Annotated in this window: 15 protein-coding genes; 5 read left to right on the top strand and 10 right to left on the bottom strand. The window is 71.3% G+C overall.

Annotated elements, in window-relative coordinates; all coding sequences use genetic code 11:
- Positions 1 to 41: 41 nt before the first annotated feature.
- On the bottom strand, positions 42 to 2357 hold the full coding sequence (locus ACIHIX_RS03080; protein WP_399949089.1) for a glycosyltransferase: 2316 nt from the start codon (positions 2355 to 2357) through the stop codon (positions 42 to 44).
- On the bottom strand, positions 2354 to 3814 hold the full coding sequence (locus ACIHIX_RS03085) for a glycosyltransferase family 29 protein (protein ID WP_399949091.1): 1461 nt from the start codon (positions 3812 to 3814) through the stop codon (positions 2354 to 2356). The genes ACIHIX_RS03080 and ACIHIX_RS03085 overlap by 4 nt, the downstream gene beginning before the upstream one ends.
- A 230-nt stretch (positions 3815 to 4044) precedes the next feature.
- Here ACIHIX_RS03085 and ACIHIX_RS03090 point away from each other — a divergent pair, with 230 nt between their 5' ends.
- Both ACIHIX_RS03090 and ACIHIX_RS03095 read left to right on the top strand, forming a co-directional pair.
- Positions 4045 to 5163, top strand: coding sequence for an acyltransferase family protein (locus tag ACIHIX_RS03090; RefSeq protein WP_399949093.1), 1119 nt, complete (start codon positions 4045 to 4047; stop codon positions 5161 to 5163).
- Between the two features lie 64 nt (positions 5164 to 5227).
- Positions 5228 to 6109 (top strand): class I SAM-dependent methyltransferase, encoded by an 882-nt coding sequence (locus ACIHIX_RS03095; RefSeq protein WP_399949095.1) that lies wholly within the window; start codon positions 5228 to 5230, stop codon positions 6107 to 6109.
- On the opposite strand, the gene ACIHIX_RS03100 is transcribed toward ACIHIX_RS03095, so the two are convergent.
- Positions 6106 to 6792, bottom strand: a complete 687-nt coding sequence (locus ACIHIX_RS03100) for a TetR/AcrR family transcriptional regulator (RefSeq protein WP_399949096.1) — start codon at positions 6790 to 6792, stop codon at positions 6106 to 6108. The genes ACIHIX_RS03095 and ACIHIX_RS03100 overlap by 4 nt on opposite strands.
- A 71-nt stretch (positions 6793 to 6863) precedes the next feature.
- Between ACIHIX_RS03100 and ACIHIX_RS03105 the strand changes: the two genes are divergently transcribed.
- Entirely contained in the window at positions 6864 to 8315 is a 1452-nt protein-coding gene (locus ACIHIX_RS03105; RefSeq protein ID WP_399949098.1) for an FAD-dependent oxidoreductase, read from the top strand.
- Here the strand turns inward: ACIHIX_RS03105 and leuE are convergent.
- Positions 8305 to 8952 (bottom strand): leucine efflux protein LeuE, encoded by a 648-nt coding sequence (leuE, locus tag ACIHIX_RS03110; RefSeq protein ID WP_399949100.1) that lies wholly within the window; start codon positions 8950 to 8952, stop codon positions 8305 to 8307. The two genes, ACIHIX_RS03105 and leuE, sit on opposite strands and share 11 nt — an antisense overlap.
- An 18-nt stretch (positions 8953 to 8970) precedes the next feature.
- A complete protein-coding gene (locus ACIHIX_RS03115) occupies positions 8971 to 10551 on the bottom strand; it encodes a methylmalonyl-CoA mutase (protein WP_399949102.1) in 1581 nt (526 codons plus the stop codon).
- Between the two features lie 67 nt (positions 10552 to 10618).
- Here ACIHIX_RS03115 and ACIHIX_RS03120 point away from each other — a divergent pair, with 67 nt between their 5' ends.
- A complete protein-coding gene (locus ACIHIX_RS03120) occupies positions 10619 to 11440 on the top strand; it encodes a L,D-transpeptidase family protein (protein WP_399949104.1) in 822 nt (273 codons plus the stop codon).
- A gap of 198 nt (positions 11441 to 11638) precedes the next feature.
- On the opposite strand, the gene ACIHIX_RS03125 is transcribed toward ACIHIX_RS03120, so the two are convergent.
- From ACIHIX_RS03125 to ACIHIX_RS03145, 5 genes are all read right to left on the bottom strand, one after another.
- On the bottom strand, positions 11639 to 12742 hold the full coding sequence (locus tag ACIHIX_RS03125; RefSeq protein WP_399949106.1) for a hypothetical protein: 1104 nt from the start codon (positions 12740 to 12742) through the stop codon (positions 11639 to 11641).
- Entirely contained in the window at positions 12742 to 13431 is a 690-nt protein-coding gene (locus ACIHIX_RS03130; protein ID WP_399949108.1) for an RNA polymerase sigma factor, read from the bottom strand. Before ACIHIX_RS03130 ends, ACIHIX_RS03125 begins: the two co-directional genes overlap by 1 nt.
- 352 nt (positions 13432 to 13783) lie before the next feature.
- Positions 13784 to 14515, bottom strand: a complete 732-nt coding sequence (locus ACIHIX_RS03135) for a hypothetical protein (protein WP_399949110.1) — start codon at positions 14513 to 14515, stop codon at positions 13784 to 13786.
- 33 nt (positions 14516 to 14548) lie between these two features.
- Positions 14549 to 15166, bottom strand: coding sequence for an RNA polymerase sigma factor (locus tag ACIHIX_RS03140; RefSeq protein ID WP_399949112.1), 618 nt, complete (start codon positions 15164 to 15166; stop codon positions 14549 to 14551).
- 131 nt (positions 15167 to 15297) lie between these two features.
- Complete coding sequence (locus ACIHIX_RS03145; protein WP_399949114.1) at positions 15298 to 15729, bottom strand: hypothetical protein; 432 nt, start codon at positions 15727 to 15729, stop codon at positions 15298 to 15300.
- A gap of 216 nt (positions 15730 to 15945) precedes the next feature.
- On the opposite strand from ACIHIX_RS03145, the gene ACIHIX_RS03150 reads away from it, so the two are divergent.
- Positions 15946 to 18621, top strand: a complete 2676-nt coding sequence (locus ACIHIX_RS03150) for an N-acetylmuramoyl-L-alanine amidase (protein WP_399949116.1) — start codon at positions 15946 to 15948, stop codon at positions 18619 to 18621.
- The last annotated feature ends 43 nt before the right edge of the window (positions 18622 to 18664 follow it).

The following is an 18664-nucleotide window of genomic DNA, read 5'->3' on the forward strand; positions in this document are numbered from 1 at the left end:
GGTGCGGGCCTCCCTGTGCCGTGGGGGCCCGCACCGGTCTTTCAGCTGCCCAGGATCACCCTGAGGTCGGCCGCGTTCGCCTCGGTGACCTTCCACAGCTCCTGCTGGCGGCCGTGGACGTCGGCGACCGTCTTGGCGTGGTCGGCGAGGAGGTCCTTCGCGCGTTCGACCAGCCGGGCCGCGAGGTGGCGGTCGTGGACGGAGACGCCCCACTCCGGGCGCTCGATGTCCCGCAGGAAGTACGCCATCTTCGGGTGCGAGATCAGGCTGATGATCGGTGTGCCGACGCCGAAGGGGATCATGCCGGCGTGGCCGCGCATGCCGATGACCAGCTTGGTGCGGGCGTACAGGTCGCGGATCTCGTCGTTCTCGAAGTCGTACATCGGGATGACGGGCATCGAGATGCCGTGCTCGCGGCGCAGGTCGAAGGCGATCTTCTCGTCGTCGAGCGAGTGCGCCACGCACTTCACCTCACCGAGCGCCCCCAGGTCACGTACGGCCTGGGCCATTTGGGCGAGGAAGTAGGCGTAGTCGTGGCCGAAGCGCAGGCCCGCGCGGTCGTACGCGGCGTTGATGAGGATGGTGTCGTCGCGGCGCGCCGGGTCCTGCCAGCCGGCGACCAGCTGGCGCATGACCGTGGTCGGGCAGGGCTGGAAGCGCACCTTGTCGTGCAGGTGCGACGGCAGCATCGCACGGACCTTCTCGATCGAGCCGTGGTTGCGCAGACCGAAGAAGGCGGAACGCTCGACGAGTTGGAGCAGTGACTCGCGGAAGCGGTTGGCGCGGTAGGACTGGCCGTCGAAGGCGTTGAAGCCGACCGCGAAGACGGCGATGGGCACGTCGATGCGGTTCAACAGGGCGTCCGGGACGTTCCACTGCCAGGCGCTGTTGCCGTTGGGCATGGTGTCCGGGATGAACAGACCGCCACCGCCGATGACCAGCCCGCGGCGGGCGTTGACGCGCTCCAGCGCCGCCTCGTCGAACAGCCGGTGGGCGTGGACCGAGTGCCAGCGGCGGGAGGTGGTGTCCGGGCCGAAGGCGAGGCGGACGGTCTCCGGGAGGAGCTTGTCGCCCGCGTTGCCCTGCCGGTCCATGTAGAAGGCGACATGGGCGAGCTGGTCCTCGGCGCTGCCCCGCTCCTGGGAGGGGACGGCGGCGGCCCGCTGGGCCCACAGCCGGCTCGACCGGTGCGTCGGGTCGACGGTGATGCCGGCGGTGGCGTACCGCAACGCCTCGGTGTTGTCGCCGTGCACCCACGCCATCTGGGCCAGTCGCGCGTAGGCGGTGGCGGCCCGGTTGGGGGCGGCGGTGGCGAGGAGCAGCTGGGCCTTGGCCTCCTCGTGGCGGGAGACGCTCATCAGGGCGTGGCCGAGGACCTCGTGCGGCCATGCCTCGTCGAGGGGAATGCGGACACCGCTCAGGACGTCGACCGCGTCCTGGTAGTCGCCGTTGGCGATGTGCGCGGCGGCGACCTTGCGGGCCACCTCGACCTCGCCGGTGCGCTGGACGTGCGGGGTGCCGAAGTGGACGACCAGGTCGTGGTGGAGGCCGCCGCTGGATTCCAGGTAGGCCGCCTGGAAGTCGGCGTCGGACAGCTCGTACTCGCGCCAGCGGTCCTCCGCCTGGCTGTACCCCGCCTCACCGCCCTGCCACGGCTTGTGGCGGCCGGTGAAGTGCAGGATCGCGGTGTCGTCGGGGACCGGCAGGTCACCGGAGAGCCGCCGCTTGACGAAGTTGTAGCGCGGGTCGAGGCGCACGAAGTCGCCGTCGAGGACGGCGTTGAGGATGCCCTGGTCGTGCTTGTCGAGCTCGTAGTCGCCCGAGCGCCCGCACTGGTCGAGCTTGGCGCAGAACTCGTCGCTCAGGTACTCGCGCTGGATGACCAGCAGCCCCGAGTTGAGCTTGTGCTGTCCGTAGAAGAACTGCGGGACGGCCGCCAACCCCTCCCGGAGTTCCAGCAGTTCGCGCAGATCGCCCAGCACCACCATGTCGGTGTCGAGGGTGATGACGGTGTCGTACTCCCGGATCCGGAACACGTCGAGGATGAAGTACGCCTTGCGGACCAGGTAGTTGTCCTGGTCGCCCTTCTTGTACGAGTCGTAGTGCGTGTCGTTGACGCGCTTGAGGACGATCCGCGGGTGCAGGGCACGGATCCTGGCTATCGAACCGGGGCGCAGATCGTCGTAGAGGACGACGAAGTCCTCGCACACGCTCGGGTTGGACAGCGCGAGGCTCCTGAGGAGGTTCAGGAAGCCGGGCAGGTAGTTCTCGTCGACGTAGGACGCGAAGGCGATGCGGCGCTTGCCGGTGAGGGCCTGGGCGTCGGTGACGGGAGCGGCGGTCAGGGTGGTGGTCATCGCAGGGAGATCCTCATGTCGGTCACGCTCTGGGCCCGCTGCATGACCCATGCCTTCTCGCTGGTGTATTCGTGCACGGACGTGATCGCGAGCTTCATCGCCTCCTGGACGCGGTAGGCGCCGCTCTCGTAGAAGTCGAAGCCGATCAGGTCGAGGGTCGGGCTGACGTCCAGGAAGTCCAGCAGGTAGAGCATGTTGAAGCCGGTGGTCGGGATGCCGGACCAGACGTCGGCGGAGAGCTTGCCGATGTTGCGCACGGGCCAGCGCAGCGACTCGTCGCCGAGGAAGGTCTGGGCACCGGGGACGAGCCGGTTGCGCAGGGAGTACTTCCAGTCGCCGGAGATCCCGCCGAACACCAGCCGGGTGTCGACCCGCTGGTCCCAGTTGAAGCCGTGCTTGTGGATGGTGGCGTGGATGTCGGTACGGCTGCCGGTGTGCCGCGGGTCGATCCGGTACGAGTTGAAGCGGACGACGAGGTCGTACGCGTCGATCTCGGCGCCCATCGAACTGGCGCCGACGCGACCGGAGTTGGCGATCAGGCAGATCGACTTGCCGGCGATGCGGTTGCGGAACTCGCCGAGGCTGATCCACTGCACTCCGCCGACGGTCGGGTCGGCGACGGGGCCGCGCATGCGGTTGCGGCGCTGCTCGGCGTAGAGGGCGAGGGCCTCGGTGAGGGCGGGGAGGTCCGTCTCCTTCGTCATCCTCAAGTCCAGGTACTGGCTGAGGAGTTCCTGCCGGTCGGCGACCGGGGCGTCCTCGGCGGCCAGGGCGAGGAGCGCTCCCACGAGGCGCGGCTCGGCCTCGGTCCAGTCCCCCACGGCCTGCGCGGCGAGGCCCTCGGCCCAGACGTCCGTGGCGGCGCGCCGGGTGAACTCCTCGGCGCGCGGGTTCTGCCGCCGCAGCAGGGCGAGCAGCTCGCGCTCCTTCTCGGCGGCGGCGCGCAGTCCGGCGATCTTGGCGCGGACGCCGAAGCCGTCGTCGTCGGTGAGGGCGAGGTACTTGTCGTACGCCTCGACGGCCTCGGTCTCCTCGCCGAGCGTCTCCAGGAGCCGGGCGCGCAGTCGCCAGCCGGCGCGGGAGTTCTTGCGCTGGGCGAGGACGGTGTCGCTGATGACGAGGGCGAGGTTCAACTCGTCGTCGTAGCCGCACTCCAGGGCCTTGTTGGCGACGGCGAGCAGGGCGTCGAGGAGTTCGTTGGGGATGCCGTTCGCGGGGGTGGCGGCGCCCTTGACGGCCCGCTTGAGCAGGGCGGTGGCGCCACCGGCCGGGGCGGGCGCGGGGGCGGCACTCGTCGTACCCCATACGACGAGGAGCTTGCGCAACTGCTCGGCGAGTTCGACGCGACGGCGGTCGACGCTGCCGACGACCTTCCCGCTGTGGACCGCGCAGGCGCGCAGGCAGTCGTCCAGCTCCCCTCCACGCGCACGTGCACGTCTCTTCTGGACCGTCGTCATGGCACTCCTGTTTTGTCTTCTTACCAAAGCTCAGACGAGTTCTTGGGTTTAGCCGCTTGCATGGGCGGATTCTGAGGGAATTTAGGAAGCCAAAACGACATTCAGGTGAACTCACCGGGACCGGGCGGCTAATCGTTGGCTGGCCGGCCAAGACATCCCTGTGATTCGGACTAATGTCCCTGTGTGCACCCGTAGGAACAGCACGCGAACAGCTTGTCGAGGGGATATCCGTGACCACGTTGACCGTCCGCGAGGTGTCCGGAACGCCCCTGCGGCCGGAACCGGCGGCGCCCCGCGAGACCCGGCTGCGGGCCCTGGACGGGCTGCGGCTGGTGGCCGCGCTGATGGTGGCGGCGTACCACTACGGCGGCCGGGGCGGCGACGTCACGGCGGCCTGGGGAAGTTCCCCGAAATCCCAGTTCCCGACGCTGCACCAGTATTTCTCGTACGGCTGTCTCGGCGTCCAGGTCTTTTTCGTGATCAGCGGATTCGTGATCTGCATGAGCGGCTGGGGCAGGCCCCTGAAGTCGTTCTTCGCGTCCCGCGCGTCCCGCCTGCTGCCGGCGTACTGGGCGGCGGTCGTGCTGGTCACCGCCGTCTTCGCGCTGCCGATGGTGGCGTACCGGACCGTCTCGCCGAGCGACGCGCTGGTGAACATGACGATGCTCCAGCAGCCGCTGGGCGTCGACCGGGTGCTCGGGGTCTGCTGGACGCTGTGGGCCGAGGTCCGGTTCTACGCCCTCTTCGCCCTGTGCGTGGTCCTGCCGGGGGCCTCGCGGCGCCGGGTGATCCTGTTCTGCGCGGGCTGGACGCTCGCGGCGGCGATCACGCAGGCCGCGCACCAGCCGCTGCTCGACGTCGTGCTGATGCCCGAGTACGCCCCCTTCTTCATCGGCGGTGTCGGCCTCTACCTCGTCCACCGCGACCGGCGGGACGTGTACGCGTGGGGCATCGTCGGCGTCAGCTTCCTGATCGGCCAGCACTACGCGGTGCGCGGCCTGTGGAACGCCACGGACCCGGGCGCCTTCGCGCACCGGACGACGCTCGGGATAGTGGCCGTCGTCGCCTTCGGCTTCCTCGCGGTCGCGGCGATCGCGCTCGGCTGGCTCCACTGGGCGAACTGGCGCTGGCTGACGGTCGCCGGGGCGCTGACCTACCCGTTCTACCTGGTCCACGAGCACCTCGGCTGGGTGGTCATCCACGCCCTGCACATCGGCCTCGGCCTGCCGTCGGCGGCGACCTTCGCCCTGTCGGTCGCCGCGATGCTCCTGCTGGCCTGGCTGCTGAACCGGTACGTGGAGAAGCCGCTGACTCCGAAACTGCGTTCGGCTCTGGCCAAGGCTCGGTGAGGTTGTTCATCTGACGTTCCGCCGAGGGTCAGTTCGTCCGGCCGTGGGCGAGCAGGAATGTCTCATGGTCCACGCACAGCAGACGTACACGTACCCCGGTGAACTCAGCGACGTACCCGGCTGGTTCCCTCCGCTCGACCAGATGCTGTTCACCTGGTTCCTCGACCGCCAGCGGCGGCAGGGCCTCCAGGGTGACCTGCTGGAACTGGGCGCCTACATGGGCAAGAGCGCGATCCTGCTCGGCCGGCATCTGGGCGCGGGCGAGGAGTTCACCGTCTGCGACCTGTTCGGCGGGGAGGCGCCGGACGGGGCGAACAAGGCCGAGACGGCGAAGTCGTACGCCTCCCTCACCCGGCAGTCCTTCGAGCGCAACTACCTCTCCTTCCACGACGAGCTGCCCCGCGTCATCGAGGCGCCCAGCTCCGTGATCTCCTCCGAGGTCGCCCCGAAGACCTGCCGCTTCGTCCACATCGACGCCTCGCACCTGTACGAGCACGTCCGCGACGACATCGGTGCGGCGCGGGAGTTGCTGGTGCCGGACGGGATCGTCGTCCTCGACGACTTCCGTTCCGAGCACACGCCGGGGGTGTCGGTGGCGGTGTGGGAGGCGGTACTGAACCGGGGCCTTCGGGTGGTCTGCCTCAGCACGCAGAAGCTGTACGGGACGTGGGGTGACCCGGAGGTGGTGCGGGAGGAGCTGCTGACCATGCTCAGGGGGCGGCCGGACTGCGGGCTGAGTGTGCAGGAGGCGGCGGGGCAGCGGTTGGTGCGGGTGCGTTCCACAGGGATGCGGGCGGTGGAGTTTCCCAGGTCGCGGCATTATGTGGCGCCGACGGTGGTGGTTCCCTCGACGCCTCGCCGGTCGCCTGCGCGTCGTATTGCCGTTGATCTGTTGCCGCCGGTTGTTACTCGGGCAGTACGGAGGGCTCTGACCGTTCGTGGTTAGCTGCGGGTGGGTGGGGGCTGGTCGCGCAGTTCCCCGCGCCCCTTCAGGGCGTTTGCGATCCCGTTGATGATCAGAGCCAGGCCCTCTTCGAAGTGGCTGTCGAAGTTCTCGAAGATCTCCCTCCCCGCCGCTGCCGACAATGGGAAGTCGGCCATCAGGCGGGCTCGTTCCTCTATGTCGAAGCCCTCTCTTCGGTCACCCGGCAAGGGCTCGACGCCCTGTTCCTCGGTGACGAAGCCGAGGGTGTAGAGGTAGGTCGTCTGGGCCGCGCGGACCGCCTGGGCGAGGGTGAAGCCGGCGGACGTGAACAGGCGGAGGTTGTCCTCCATCGCCTCGACGTGCACGAGGCTCGTGAAGCGGGTGCCGCTGAAGACCTTGGCGCCGTCGCGGTAGCCGAGCAGGGCGGTACGCAGGCCGCGGTTGGTCTTCTCCAGCCGCTCCTGCCAGGTGTCGCCGGGGTCCAGCGCGGTCCCGGCGACCATCCGGCGGTACATCTCCGTCGCCATCTCGTCGAGCAGCGCCTGCTTGTCCTTGAAGTGCCAGTACAGGGCGGGCGCCTTGACATCGAGCTCCCTGGCGATGGCCCGCAGGGTCAGACCGTCCAGGCCCAGCTCGTTCAGGAGCGTCAGGGCGGTGTCCGCGACCCGACCGCGGTCGAGGGGGGCGCGTTTCTCCGTACTCACGGTTGACAGCTTAACAGCGTTAAGGGCAGTCTTGCCATCGACGGCACTTAACATCGTTAAGGAGATGGATCATGGACGTTCTGATCGTCGGAGCCGGCCCCACCGGCCTCGCCCTCGGGATCGACCTCGCCCGGCGCGGGGTGGACGCGCTGGTGGTGGAGAAGGCGGACGCCCTGTTCCCCGGCTCGCGCGGCAAGGGCCTCCAGCCGCGCACCATGGAGGTCTTCGACGACCTCGGCGTCCGGGACGCGATCCGCGCGGCCGGTGGCACCTACCCGGTCGGGATGATCTGGCAGGACGGCAAGCAGGCCGGCGAGCACCAGATGTTCGAACCGGCCGAGCCGACCGAGGACTCCCCCTACAACGAGCCGTGGATGGTGCCGCAGTGGCGGACGCAGGAGATCCTGGCGGCGCGGCTGGCGGAGCTGGGCGGCACGGTCGCCTTCGGCCGTGAGCTCACCGGCCTCACCCAGGACGAGGACGGGGTGACCGCGCACTTCGCCGACGGCCCCGGCCTCCGCGCCCGGTACGTCGTCGCCGCCGACGGCGGTCGCTCGGCCGTCCGCCGCGCCCTCGGCATCGCCATGACCGGCGAGACCGTCGACCCGAATCCGGTGCTGGTGGCCGACGTGCGGCTGACCGGCCTCGACCGCGAGTACTGGCACGTCTTCCCGCCGCGCGGGGACGGCGACGGCTTCCTCGCGATCTGCCCGCTGGCCGGGACCGAGGACTTCCAGGTCGTGGCCCAGTTCCCGGAGGGCACCGCGGTGGACGTCTCCCTCGACGGCGTCCGCAAGGTCGTCGCCGCCCGCTCCCACCTCGCCCCCGACGCCATCACGGAACTCCGCTGGGCCTCCGACTTCCGCCCCCGCCAGGCCCTCGCCGACCGCTTCCGCGCCGGCCGCGTCTTCCTCGCCGGGGACGCGGCCCACGTCCACTCCCCGGCGGGTGGCCAGGGCCTCAACACCAGCGTCCAGGACGCCTACAACCTGGGCTGGAAGCTGGGCGCGGTACTGGTGGGGGGTGCGGCTGAGTCCCTCCTCGACACCTACGAGGAGGAGCGCCGCCCCATCGCCGCCCAGATGCTCGGCCTGACGACGAGCGTCCACCGGGGAGAGACACGGCGGGGGGACGCGACGCGTCAGCTGGGCCTGGGGTACCGAGACTCGTCCCTGACGGAGGGGGCGGGCACCCTGCCGGGTCCGCTGAGGGCCGGCGACCGCGCACCGGACGGCACGCTGGGTGGCGTACGACTGTTCGACGCGTTCCGGGGGCCGCACTGGACGCTGGTGGCGGTGGGGGTGGAGGCGCCGGAAGGGCTGCCGGAGCCGGTGCGAGTGATCAGCGGCCCCGTGCAGCCGTCGTACGGAAGCGGCATGTTCTTGGTACGCCCGGACGGCTACGTCGGCTGGGCAGGCACATCACCGAGTGCCTTGACGACATACGTCGGGCGCATGGGCTTCCAGGGGCGCGGGGAACTGCGCGACCAGCCGCAACGTACCCGCACCCGGCTCAAGCACTAGCCATCGTCAACTTCACCGCGAACCCGAGAAACAACGCCCCCGCAGCCGACGTCGCCCCCGCCGACAACCGCTTCCGCCTCCGGAACGCGTCCGCCAACCGCGTCCCGCTGAAGATCAGCGCGGTGAGGTACAGGAAGCTCGCGAGCTGCGCGAACGCGCCGAGCACCACGAAGGACAGCGCCGGATACGCGTACCCGGGATCGACGAACTGCACGAAGAAGGCGACGAAGAACAGGATCGCCTTGGGGTTGAAGAGGCTGATGACCAGGGCCCGGCGGTACGGCCGCTCATCGGCGACCACCTCACCGGCCTGCTCCCCGGCGGGAGCCGTCCGCGACCGCCACATCCCCCACGCGGCCCGCAGCATCCCGAACGCCAGCCACGTCAGATAACCGGCGCCCGCGTACTTCACGATCCCGAACAGCACGGCGTTGGCCTGGAGCAGGGACGCCACCCCGGCCGCCGACAGCGTCATCAGCACGGCGTCCCCGCACCACACGCCGGCCGCGGCGGTGTACCCGGCCCGTACCCCGCGCCGGGCGGCGACGGAGAGGACGTACAGCGAGTTCGGACCGGGGAGCAGGACGATCAGGACGAGTCCGGCCAGATAGGTGGGGAGGTCTATGACACCGAGCATGCGAAGGAGTCTCGCACGCTAGAACGAATGCGACGGACGGTAGGTCCCCCACACCTCCCGCAGGGCACCGCACACCTCACCGACCGTCGCCCGTGCCCGCAAGGCGTCCTTCATCGGATACAGGACGTTGCCCTGTCCCGCCGCCGCCTTCTTCAGGGCGGCCAGCGCCGACTCGACCGCCGCCCCGTCCCGCTGCGCCCGCAGCCGCGCCAGCCGCGCCGTCTGCTGGGCCTCGATGGCGGGATCGACCCGCAGCGGCTCGTACGGTTCCTCCGCGTCGAGCCGGAAGCGGTTGACGCCGACCACGATCCGTTCGCCCGCGTCGGTCTCCTGGGCGATCCGGTAGGCGTTGCGCTCGATCTCGTCCTTCTGGAAGCCGTGCTCGATGGCCGCGACCGCGCCGCCGAGGTCCTCGACCCGGCGCAGGAGATCCACCGCCGCGGCCTCGACGTCGTCGGTCATCCGCTCGATGACGTAGGACCCGGCGAAGGGATCTACCGTCGCCGTCACGTCCGTCTCGTGGGCGAGGACCTGCTGGGTGCGCAGCGCCAGCCGCGCGCTCTTGTCCGTGGGCAGGGCGAGCGCCTCGTCGAAGGAGTTGGTGTGCAGCGACTGCGTGCCGCCCAACACCGCGGCCAGGGCCTGGACTCCGACCCGGACCAGGTTCACCTCGGGCTGCTGGGCGGTGAGTTGGACGCCGGCCGTCTGGGTGTGGAAGCGCAGCATCTGCGACTTGGGGTTCCGGGCGCCGAACTCGTCGCGCATCACGCGGGCCCACATGCGCCGCGCCGCGCGGAACTTGGCGACCTCCTCCAGGAGCGTCGTCCGCGCCACGAAGAAGAAGGAGAGACGGGGGGCGAAGTCGTCGACGTCCATGCCCGCCGCCACCGCCGTCCGCACGTACTCGATGCCGTCGGCGAGCGTGAACGCGATCTCCTGCGCGGGGGACGCGCCCGCCTCGGCCATGTGGTAGCCGGAGATCGAGATGGTGTTCCACTTCGGGATCTCGGCCCGGCAGTACTTGAAGATGTCGGCGGTCAGCCGGAGGGAGGGCTTCGGCGGGAAGATGTACGTTCCCCGCGCGATGTACTCCTTCAGGACGTCGTTCTGGATCGTGCCGGTCAGCTGCCCGGCCGCGACGCCCTGCTCCTCCGCCACCAGTTGGTACAGGAGCAGCAGCAGCGCCGCCGGGGCGTTGATCGTCATCGACGTGGAGACCCTGTCCAGCGGGATCCCCTCGAACAGGACCCGCATGTCGTCGACCGAGTCGATGGCGACGCCCACCTTGCCGACCTCGCCGTGCGCGAGGGGGGCGTCGGAGTCGTGGCCCATCTGGGTGGGGAGGTCGAAGGCGACGGACAGGCCCGTGGTGCCGTGGGCGATGAGCTGCCGGTAGCGGGCGTTGGACTCGACGGCCGTACCGAAACCGGCGTACTGGCGCATGGTCCAGGGGCGGCCGGTGTACATCGACGGATACACGCCCCGGGTGAAGGGGTAGGCGCCCGGCTCACCCAGCTGCCGTGCCGGGTCCCAGCCCTCCAGGGCCTCCGGTCCGTACACCGGTTCGATGGGCAGTCCGGACTCCGACTCGCGCGCCATGGTGTGCCGCCTCCCGTCACTGGGGTACTGGTTCCCACAATGCCAGGGTGAGACGACGGGGGCCGCGATGCGTATCGAGGGCATGGGGAGAGTGGTCGCCGCGCTGGTGGTCGTGGCCGCCCTGGGCGGCTGCACCGTGCAGGGCACGCAGGACGACGGGAAGAACCGGTCGCCGGTGCGGATCGAGCTGCCGGACAGCACCTCGCCGGCGCCGCGCACCACCCCTCCTTCCCCGACACCGTCCACGAGCCTCCTGTCCACGGTCCTGTGGTCCCCGGGCGACACCGGCCGGGACATCCGTGAACTCCAGGCCCGGCTGCGGCAGGTCGCCTGGATCTTCGAGGGCCCGACGGGGACGTACGACGACGCGACGGAGGAAGCCGTCAAGGGCTTCCAGGGCAAACGCGGGCTGCCGCGGACCGGCGAGACCGATGCGGTCACCTGGCAGCGGCTGAAGAAGATGACCCACGAGCCGGGCAAGTGGGAGCTGTATCTGATGGGCGGCCAGCCCGCCGACGCGCCGGACGCGCGCTGCAAGAGCGGGCGGGTGCTGTGCATCAGCAAGTCGAGCCGTACGTTGCGCTGGATGGTGGACGGCCGGACGCTGAAGACGCTGCCGGTGCGGTTCGGGTCCGACTACACCCCCACCCGCGAGGGCGTCTTCCACGTCTACTGGAAGTCCCGCGACCACTACTCGACGCTCTACGACTCACCGATGCCGTACGCGATGTTCTTCAGCGGGGGCCAGGCGGTGCACTACTCGACGGACTTCGCGGCCCGCGGCTACGCGGGTGCCTCGCACGGCTGTGTGAACGTACGGGACCAGACGGCGATCGCGGAGCTCTTCGACGAGGTGCGCGACGGCGACAAGGTCGTCGTGCACTGGTGAACCGCGGGGTGTGTGGGGCGCGGGCGGGACCGGGGGAACGTGTCCCGCCCGCGCCGAATGCACGAGCCGTAGGTACGGGGGGAACCCCGGCTCTGTGCGACGGCCGATGACCAGTCGGCTCACTCAGTACTGCGTCGCCGGGTCCGAAAACGTCACACCCCCCGGAAAAAAATCCCGCGGGGCCCGCCGCGGAGGAGTTCAGAGCGTCGAGTACGACGGGCTCGGCGCCGGTTCCGGTGCGGTCGCCGTCCGCTTCGGCAGGAGCGGGGCGGCGGTGTCCGGCTCCTCGGTGGAGCGGCCCCCGTCCTCGTCGTGCCGGTTGCCCCCACCGTCGCCGCCACCATTGCCGCGGCCGTGGCCGCCGCCTCCGGAGCCTCTGTGGTGGCCGTCGTCGTCGCCCTTGCCCTGGCCGCCGTTGCCGTCCTGGTCCTTGCCGGCGCCGTCCCGGTCCTCGCCGGTGCCGGGCCGGCTGTCGGAACGGGCGCCGGAGGACGTGTCCAGGACGCCCTGGCAGAACTTCCACACCCGGGTCGAACCGCCCGCCAGGCCCTCCAGGGCCCGGCGTCGGTCGCCGGACAGCTCCTTGCCGGCGCGCAGGTCACGGCAGGCCGAGGGCGCCTTGCTCCACCAGGAGCCGGACGTGCCGTCCTTCTCGTCCGTGCCGGCTCCCGGGGAGGCGCCCGCGCCGTCGCGGGCCGTGTCGCGTCCGCCGCCGGGGTTGGCGGAGGCGCCACTGGAACCGTCCGGCGTCGCCTCGCCCTCGCCGGTGCCTTCGGACGGCGACGGTGAGACCAGCGGGCGGTCCGAGGTCACGGCGGCCGAGACGGAGGCGTTGGGGCCGGGTTCGGCGTCGCCGAACGGAGTCGGCAGCAGCCCGGCGCCGGCCGCGGCGGCCACTCCGCCGGCCAGGCCGAAGGCCAGCGCGGCGGCGAGCGCGAGCCGGACGGGGCGGGAGCGGCGGGGGCGGGACGCCGGAGGGGCGGTACGGCCGTGCCGTCCGCTGATCCGGACGAGGCCCACGTCGGCATGCGCGGCGGCCCTGCCCCCGTCGTCCGCGCGCGCCTGGCCCGCGGGGATCGTGCCCCGGTCGGCGTGGGCCTTGCGGAAGGCGGCCAGGGCGGCTTCCTCGCCGGGGAGTTCGAGGGTGCTCGGCGGCGGGTCCTGGGACAGCGCGCCCAGGGTCTTGGCGAGCCGCTCGGCCTCGTCGCGGGCGGCGGGGTCGACAGCGTTGTCCAGTGAGTCGCCGCGCAGCAATCGCTCCGCCAGTTCGCGGTCGAGCCACTCGTACTGCTTGTCGGCCATCACATGTCCTTCTGCGTCCGCGCACGCGTATGCGTCACACTCGCGGACGTCACCGCGCGGTCGCGCGGTTCTCGCTGGGGCGGCAGGGCGTCGAGGGCCTCGGCCGATTCCGGATCGGCCGCGCCCGCGGCCTCCGGGGTCTCGGCGCCCAGGAGTTCGGCGAGTTTCTTCAGCCCGCGGTGCGCGGCGGTGCGCACGGCTCCGGGCCGCTTGCCCAGCGTCTCCGCCGCCGACTTGGCGTCGAGGCCCACCACCACGCGCAGGACGACGGCCTCGGCCTGGTCCTGCGGAAGCCGGGCGATGAGGGAGAGGGTGCTGTCGGTGGCCAGGGCCTCGATGGCCTCGCCCGCGGTGTCGGACTCGGCGGCCTTCCCGGTGAGTTCCGTTTCGTCGCCGCCGATCGCGGGGCGGCGGCCGCGCATGCGTATGTGGTCCAGGGCGCGGTTGCGGGCGATCCGGGCGGCCCAGCCGCGGAAGCGGTCGGCGTCCCCGCTGAAGCGGTCGAGGTCCCGGGCGATCTGCAGCCAGGCCTCGGAGGCGACGTCCTCGGCGTCCGGATCGCCGACCAGCGTGCGGACGTATCCGAGCAGCCGCGGGTGCACGGCGCGGTACACAGTCCGGAACGCGGTCTCGTCCCCGTCCTGTGCCGCAAGCACCGCGGCGGTCAGCTCCGCGTCATCCCCCAGCACGCATGGTTCCTCGGTCGATGGTCGCGGCCCCCCGGGGCCGCCTGCGATTGCGGTGGTTCCTCGCCTCCCGCTCGGCGCGAAAGGCACGTTACGACCTGAAACCGCTGCTCGTCCATGTCCGTACAAGATGCAACTACCTCGTGACGGGGTGGGCGGACCCCGATTCGAGCCGGGTGTGACAGAAAACGCACTCATGGCGCTGTAGGAAGTACGGGCCGCCGCGCGGCCCGTGCCGCGCGACGGCCGGGGCCTCTCCTGTGGGGGGTGGCGGCCCCGGCCGTCTCCGCGTGCCGCGGGCGCGGGACAGAGGGCACAGCGAAGTCGCTGGGCCCTTTTTTCGGGTTTTCCGTGGTTACTGCTTCTTCTTGCCCGTGGCCTTCTCGGGCTTCGTCCCGCTGTTGCCCGGCGCGTCCGTGGCCGCGTTGCCCTTGCCCGACGCCTTGCCCCGAGGGGTGTCCTGCGCCAACTGCCGCGCACAGTACGCCGCGACCTGGTCCTCGCCGCCGGCCGCCTCGACCAGCCGCTGCCAGGCCGCCGAGTCCAGGGCGTTGCCGCGGCCCTGGAGCTTCTCGTAGGAGCGGCAGTGGGCCTCGGTGTCCTGGGCGGTGACCGGGCGGTCCGAGGGTTCGGACGTGGCGGTGTCCGGGGTGGTGCCGGCCTGCTCGGAGGCGGCGCTGTGCGGCTGCCGGGTCGGGGTCGGGCCGGCGGAGCCGTGGGAGGCGGAGCCGGAGGTGCCGATCGCGGCGAACGCGACGCCGCCGATGGTGAGACTCGCCACGAGCACGGACAGGGTGGTCTTCAGCGAGCGGCCCGCGCCCCGGCGCTCCCGGGGCCGCCAGTCGTCGCGGCGACGGGTACGGGCGCGGTGGGTGCCCGTGTCCCGGGCGGCCCGGAAAGCGGCGACGGCCCGCTGCTCGCCCTCGCCGCCGAAGGGATGCGCCCGCATGGCCTCGGCCAGGAGCTTCTCCAGGCCGTCCGCGCCGGCCGCACCGTCCGTGCCGTCCGTGCCCTGTGGACCGGGGACGCCGGCGCCTGGGTGCACACGTCGGTGGCCGGGGACCCCGCCGTTCTGCCTTTCACCCATGTCCGTTCCTGTCTCTGTCCGGCCCGTCGTCGTTCACTTCGACTCCCCCAGCGTGTGGGGGTCGTCATCCGTCACACTGTCGACGCCCAGCTGCTGGGCGAGGCGCTTGAGCCCCCGGTACGCGGCGGTGCGCACCGCGCCGGGCCGCTTGCCGAGAACGCGGGCGGCGGCGGGGCCGTCGAGGCCGACGACCACCCGCAGCAGTACCGCCTCGGCCTGGTCCCGCGGCAGTCCGCGCACCAGCTCCAGGGCGTACTCGGTGGAGAGCGACTCCAGCGCCTGGTCGTGCGTGCTGTGCGGGCCCGGCAGCTCCAGTACGTCCTGTTCGAGCGTCGCCGACCGGGGCCGTACCTTCTGCCGACGCAGATGGTCCAGCGCCCGATGCCGGGCGATCGTCGCCGACCAGCCCCGGAAGCCCGGCCCGTCGCCCTTGAACCGGCCGAGGTCGCGGGCGATCTCCAGCCAGGCGTCGGAGGCCACGTCCTCGGCGTCGTCGCCGACGATCCCCCGGAGGTAGCCGAGCAGCCCGGGCTGCACGATCCGGTACGCGACCGCGAAGGCGGCCTCGTCGCCGTCCTGGGCCCGCGCGACAGCCGCGCCGAGCTCGACGTCGTACGCCTGCACGCGGCGGGGTTCGCCTCCTCGACCCAAGAACTGTCCTCGTTCATCACGTTTCGCGGCGATCTCACACCGTCAGATGCGGTCGCCCTTGCGCAAGTCCTTCACGCACAACAGCGCCGGGCCGCGCGGAAGTGTCACTGCACGCCCGGGGCCCGCCCTTCTCAGGCGGCGGTCCGGCGGACCCGTCCGTGCAGGGTGAGATAGAAAGTCTGCAGGGAGTCCTCGGGGCCGCCCGACGTGAAGCGGTTGAGGACCTTGCCCAGCGGGTTCCAGACCCGGCCGTCGGGCATCCGGACGCCGACCTCCTGGCCGAAGTACGTGCGCTGCAACTCGTCCAGGTCGACCCACACCGCGCCCGCCCGGCGCACCAGCACCTCACCGACGTAGGCACCGAGACCCGCCAGCGGCTCGCGCGCCCGGTCCTGGTCGGCGCCGCCCTTGCGCAGTCCGTCGATCAGGAAGTCGACGACGCGCAGGCTGGCCACCGAGTAGTCCAGCGGCAGCCTGCCGCGCGCCGTGACCCGGGTCACGAACTCCGCCGCCTGTCCCCGCATCCCGCCCGCGCAGGTGACGCGTTCAACCTGCTTCCCCATGAGCCCCCACCCCATTCGCTCGGCTCTCCCGCTGTTCCAGCGGATGCCGTCCCCTGAACATCACGGGGCGCGGGCGTGGCGATTCCCACACAGGAAAACCACGGGCGCCGTACAACCCTTTCGGCCAGTGATGTTTGGCCAGAGCCATGCGCTGTGTGTAAGTGCTGCCCAAGTGGCAGGTGATGCGACCGAGTTCATTTCACAGGGGTGGGGTAGTTGAGTCCTCGCAGGAGCCGTGCGTACAGACCGATCGGTCTCAGGAAACGGGCCTGGCTGACCGCCGGGGCCGTCGTACTGAGCGGCGCGGGCATCGTGACGTACGCGATGGCGGACCAGGGCGCGCAGTCCGACGGCAAGGCGGGCAGCCGCAAGCCCGCCATCCACACACTGAAGCTCCAGAGCGAGGGCGCGGGTCGCAAGGGTCTCGCCAAGCGCGGCACGGAGCGGTTCAGCGCGGTCCTGCTGACCTGGGACGACGCCGAGGCCCAGGCCAAGGGCCGGCCCGAGGTGCGGACCCGGGACCTGGAGACCGGCAAGTGGTCCGGCTGGCAGAAGCTGACCGTCGACCCCAGCCAGGCCGACGGTGCCGAGGGCGAGCGGGCGGCGCTGCGCGGCGGTACGGAGTCGCTGTGGACCGGCGACTCGGACGGCGTCGAGGTGCGGGTGGTCCACGCCGACGGCACCGAGGCGGGCGGCCAGCCGGCCGGGATGGACGTCAAGCTGCTGGACCCGGGGACGGACCCCCGGGGCAGCGGGGTGTCGGCGGCCTCCGCGGAGGCCGCGGAGCCCGCGGCGTTCGTGGCGGAGACGACGACGCCGGAGGCCTCGCCGAGCGAGTCGGTGTCGCCGTCGGTTTCCGAGTCGCCGTCGGCCTCGGAGTCGCCGACCGACTCGGCGTCGCCTTCTCCGACGGAGACCGCCACCGCGTCTCCCTCCCCCACCTCCACCGTCCCGGCCCCGCGGCCCTCCACGGTCGTGCAGCCGCCGGTCATCACCCAGGCGGAGTGGGGTGCGTCGACGGACTACGACGGCACACCGGGCTACGGCACCGAGATCAAGGCCGCCGTCATCCACCACACCGGCATGGACAGTGACAACACGCTGTCCTGCGCCGACTCCCGGGCCCGGATGCGCTCCATCCAGCAGGAGCACTTCGCGCGCGGCTACTACGACATCGGCTACAACTTCGTCGTCGACAAGTGCGGCCAGATCTTCGAGGGCCGCAGCGGCGGCATGGACCTGCCGGTGATCGGCGCGCACGACATCGGGTTCAACACCAACACGGTCGGCATCTCGTACATCGGCAACTACGAGAGCGCCCAGCCCAGCAAGGCCGCGCTGGACTCCATCGCGCGGATCGTGGCGTGGAAGTTCGGCATGTACGGCATCGACCCGACCGGCAAGGTCACCCTGGTCTCCGGCAGCGACGCGGGCGTCGACGGCAACAAGGTCGCCAAGGGCAGCTCGATCACCCTGCCGCGCGTCTTCGGCCACCGGGACACCAACGCCACCGCCTGCCCCGGCGCCAACCTCTACTCCAAGCTGTCGCGCATCGCGTCGCTCGCGAAGACACCGGGCATCTCGCACGCCCTCGCCACCTCCGACTACAACCGGGACGGGGTGACCGACCTGGTCGCCGGCGTGCCGAAGGCGAACGCGGTGCGGATCGTGCCGGGCAGTGTCGACGGGCCGGTGACGGCGGCGAAGGTCTCCCTCACCCAGTCCAGCCCCGGCGTCCCCGGTTCCTCCGAGTCCGGTGACGCCTTCGGCACCTCGACCGCGTGGGGCGACGTGAACGGCGACGGCTACGCCGACCTCGCGATCGGCGCCCCCGGCGAGGACGACACCAGCGGCAACGCCGACCGCGGCCAGGTCACGGTGATGTACGGCCCGGCCCTGAACACCGGCTTCTCGTACACCACTTCAGGGGTCACGGCGGCGGGCGCCAAGCTCGGCTCGACCGTCACCGTCGGCGACTTCAACGGCGACGGCAAGGCGGACGTGTTCGCGGCGGGCGCGGGCAAGGGCGGCAACTACAACGTCCGTCTCACCGGCGGCAAGACGACCTACGGCACCCTCACCACCGCCACCGGTTCCGTCGCCTACCTCGACGCCGCGACCGGCGACTTCAACCGGGACGGCTACGCGGACGTCGCCCTCAACTACCGCGACACCGGCGGCATCGGCCGTGTGGTCCGCTTCGCGGGCTCGGCGACGGGGCTGACCAAGGCCGGCGTCATCTCGGTCAAGGGCGGCCGGTCCATCGCCGCCGGTGACGTCAACGGCAACGGCTACGACGACATCGTCATCGGCCAGCCGGTGGCGTCCGAGTCCGGCGGCAGGTCGGGCGGGCAGATCACGATGGTGCCGGGCACCTCGACGGGCTTCACGACGACCGGGATGACGACCATCCACCAGGACACCGCGTCCGTCCCCGGCGGCAACGAGTCCGGCGACGCCTTCGGCAGCTCCGTCTCGGTCGGCGACTACAACGCCGACGGCTACACGGACGCGCTCGCGGGGGCGCCGGGCGAGGACCTGGTCCGCGACGGCGTGAACCGCACGAACGCCGGCAACGCGATCCTGGTGAAGGGCAGTTCGGCAGGTCTGACGGGCACGGGTTCGATCGCCGTCTCCCAGGACACCTCGGGCATCCCCGGCTCCACGGAGACCGACGACCGCTTCGGCTCCGCGGTCTCCCTGTCCGACCTCTCCGGCTACGGCCGCGCCGACCTCACCTTCGGCGCCGACAACGAGGACGGCGGCGACGGCATCCTCCTCCACCTCCCGAGCAACAGCACGGGGCTCGGCTACACGGAGGCGGCGATCTACAGCAAGACGACGCTGGCGACGCCGACGGACGCCCGACTGGGCCAGACGCTGACGCCGTAAGCGCCCGAGACGACGGCAGGGGTCCCCACCACCGCGCGGGATC

It is taken from the genome of Streptomyces sp. NPDC051913, from assembly GCF_044593635.1.
Lineage (GTDB): Bacteria > Actinomycetota > Actinomycetes > Streptomycetales > Streptomycetaceae > Streptomyces.